The following is a 3,377-nucleotide window of genomic DNA, read 5'->3' on the forward strand; positions in this document are numbered from 1 at the left end:
GCACACTGTTGAGTTCTCAAGGAGCAGACGCTCATCCATCCAGGCCCTTCGACCCATCCGGAGGCAACTTCTCAATCCTACCTGAGTTCTTCGCTCTCCCTGACCACCCTGTTCGGGGCGATCTGGGCCGGCCCGCTGGGCCGATCCGAGGAGAGAGACTAGCTCATCCCGAGCGCGTCTCGACCGGCGCCAGAAGCGCCTGAGGTCACTGCTCGGGGGTGGCCACCTCGGTGGGACCGACCACCAGGATCTTCCCTGGTGTCCGTTCCTCCCTGCCGGGCGACATCCAGAACATTACGCGGACGTTTCCCGGACCGTCAACTCCGGTCCTCCCGCAGGACGCCCCGGGCGGCCCCGGAGCCCCGAGGCGCAGCGCCGTCAACGCTCTGACCTGCGGCGATGCGGTGAGCGGCGCCGAGATCGTGACGCGGACGACACTCCTCCGGCCCAGCGCCGGCCGTTCCGCCGCCCGCCGAGGTCCGTCCGAGGACTCCCGGAGCTGACGACGACGGGCCGCGGCGACCGCCGGAGCAGTCGTCGCGGCCCGCCGGGGCACCGCAGGAGCCGTCAGGCCCGGGCGTCGGCCACGGCGAGCGTCCGCTTGCCGCGGCGCAGGACGGCCCAGCGGCCGTGGAGCAGGTCGGCGTCCGTGAGCGTCGCGTCCTCGTCGGTCACCTTGACGTTGTTCACGGACGCTCCCCCCTCGGCGATCGCCCGGCGAGCGGCCCCCTTGCTCGCCACGATCCCCGACGCGGCGAGGACGTCGACCACCAGGTCGCCCGCGCGCACCGCCGCCGACGGCAGCTCTGCGACGGCCGCCGAGAGCGTCGCCTCGTCGAGCGCGGCCAGGTCCCCGCGCCCGAACAGCGCCTGGCTCGCCGAGACGACCTTGTCCGCCGCCTCGGTGCCGTGGACGAGCGACGTCACCTCGTGCGCGAGCGCGCGCTGCGCCTCGCGGGCCGCGGGCCGGTCGGCGACCGCCCGCTCGAGCTCCTCGATCTCCTCGCGGCTCCGGAACGAGAAGACCTTGAGGTAGCGCACCACGTCGGCGTCGTCCGCGTTGAGCCAGAACTGGAAGAACGCGTACGGGCTCGTGAGCCCGGGATCCAGCCACACCGTGCCCGACTCCGTCTTGCCGAACTTCGTGCCGTCGGCCTTCGTGATGAGAGGGGTCGTGAGCGCGTGCACCCCGACCCCCTCGGCCTTGCGCACGAGCTCGACGCCCGAGAGCAGGTTGCCCCACTGGTCGCTGCCGCCCGTCTGCAGGCTCACGCCGTGCCGCCGGTACAGCTCGAGGAAGTCCATGCCCTGGAGCACCTGGTAGCTGAACTCGGTGAAGCTGATGCCCTGCTCGCTGTTCAGGCGGCGGGCCACGGTGTCCTTGGCGAGCATCGTGCCGAGCCGGTAGTGCTGCCCGATGTCGCGCAGCAGGTCGATGGCCGACAGCTGCGCGGTCCAGTCGAGGTTGTTGACCATCGTCGCGGCGCTCGGGCCGTCGAAGTCGAGCAGCGGCTCGATCTGCAGGCGGATCCGCTCGACCCAGCCGGCGACCACGTCGCGGGGGTTGAGCGTGCGCTCCCCCGTCATCTTCGGGTCGCCGATCAGGCCGGTCGCCCCGCCGACGAGCGCGAACGGTCGGTGGCCGGCGCGCTGGAGGCGGCGGATCGTGAGGATCTGGACGAGGTTCCCGATGTGCAGGCTCGGCGCGGTCGGGTCGAACCCGCAGTACAGCTTCACGGGGCCGGCGTCGAGGGCCGCGCGCAGGGCGTCGAGGTCGGTGGTCTGGGCGACGAGGCCGCGCCAGGCGAGCTCGTCGAGGACGTGGTTCACGGGTGCTCCTTGGGGATGCGCGTCGAAGGGGGCGCGGCGCGCCGTCGGGCGGGCTCGCGACAGGTCAGGCCGACGTCGTCCCGCTGGGCGGGCTGCTCACCGACGCCGGCGACCGATACGCGGGGCGGTAGGCGGAGACGGTGCGCTCGCCGGACAGCCACAGCCGCCACGGGAACCGGGACGGGTCCGCGCCCTCTCCCCCGACGCCGACCCGGGGGCCGGTGGCGAGCGCCGGGAACAGCAGGCCCTCGTGGCGGTGCACCAGGACGGCGCCGCCGCGCTCCGTCACGTCGGCGCCGTTGGCCCCGAGGTCGAGGCCCAGCGCCACTGCGAGCCGCGCCGGACCGCGGGCGAGCGAGCGCTCGGAGTCGACGACGCCCTTGCTCTCGCGGCGGGCACGTGCGAGGTCGGCTCCCTCCACGACCTCGCCGGCGCGCAGCAGGACCGCCGCCGGCTGACCGCTCGGGCCCGTCACGACGTTGACGCAGTGGTGCAGGCCGAGGTGGCGGTACACGTACAGACGGCCCGGCTCCGCGAACATCGTCGCGTTGCGCGCGGTGCGGCCGCGGAAGGCGTGCGACCCCGGGTCGTCGGCGCCGCCGTAGGCCTCGACCTCGGTCAGCCGGATCGTCACGTCACCCTCGGGCGAGCGGGTCGTGATGTGGGCGCCGAGCAGGTCGCGAGCCACGGCCAGCACGTCGCGGGCGTACCAGACGCGCGCGGGGACGACCCCCACGCCGTCGCGCGCGTCCGGTGCTGTGCTCACCCCACCATCCTGCCGTACGCGTCGAGCCGGATGTCGGCGCGCTCCGCGGTGCGCTCTCGTGCGAAGTGCGACTGCTCGTCTCGCATCCACCGCTCCCACTGCGGGCGCATCGCCGCGCCGTCGCGCTCGAGGCCGCGGTCCAGGCGCAGGTCGGCGGGCGCCTCGACCCAGACGAGGAGGGTCGCGTCGACGGCGACGTCCTCGCGCCCGGCACCGCAGCCCTCGACCACCAGCACCGGCAGCACCGGGACGTCGACCCAGTCGGCGAACCGCTCGCCCGGCCAGTCGTAGCGCTGGTAGCGCCCGGACCGGCCCCGGCGCAACGGCTCGAGGACCTGTGCGGACAGGCGCGGGGCGAGGTCGCCGTCGAGGCCCGACCAGCCGGCGTAGAGGTCGTCGAGGTGCAGCACCGCGGCGCCCGTCCCCCCGTCCGTCAGGTGCGCGACGAGCGCGGCGGCGAACGTCGACTTGCCCGAGCCCGCCGGGCCGTCGACGCACACGAGGCGGACCGGACCCAGCCGTGCAGCGCCGCGGAGGGTGAGGTCCGCGACACGGGCGACCGTCGCGGCGGCGTCCGTCGCCGGCCGAGCGCCGTCCGGGCCGGCCCTACCGGTGGTCGGACGCGGAGCGCCCGCGCCGGGCACGCCGGCGCCCCGCCGTCCGGGTGGACGACGGGGCTCCGCGGCGGTCGCTGCACCGCGCGCCGGGGCCGGGCTTCGACGCCCGGCCCCGTGCGCGCCCGGCTCAGTCCGCGCTCGACGCCGAAGGGGTGTTGAGCCCC

At 74.8% G+C, this 3,377-nt stretch carries 3 protein-coding genes; all 3 read right to left on the minus strand.

Translation table 11 applies throughout. From position 1 onward, the window contains the following. Positions 1-567: 567 nt before the first annotated feature. Entirely contained in the window at positions 568-1,830 is a 1,263-nt protein-coding gene (gene tyrS / locus AB6N24_RS22895; RefSeq protein WP_412871661.1) for a tyrosine--tRNA ligase, read from the minus strand. A gap of 64 nt (positions 1,831-1,894) precedes the next feature. Then, on the minus strand, positions 1,895-2,596 hold the full coding sequence (locus AB6N24_RS22900) for a DNA-3-methyladenine glycosylase (RefSeq protein ID WP_412871662.1): 702 nt from the start codon (positions 2,594-2,596) through the stop codon (positions 1,895-1,897). Next, positions 2,593-3,096 carry a uridine kinase family protein gene (locus AB6N24_RS22905; RefSeq protein ID WP_412871663.1) on the minus strand — a complete coding sequence of 168 codons (504 nt, stop codon included), beginning with the start codon at positions 3,094-3,096 and terminating at the stop codon, positions 2,593-2,595. The genes AB6N24_RS22900 and AB6N24_RS22905 overlap by 4 nt, the downstream gene beginning before the upstream one ends. Positions 3,097-3,377: the final 281 nt, after the last annotated feature.

The organism is Cellulomonas jepli (genome assembly GCF_047229345.1).
Taxonomy (GTDB): Bacteria; Actinomycetota; Actinomycetes; order Actinomycetales; family Cellulomonadaceae; genus Cellulomonas_A.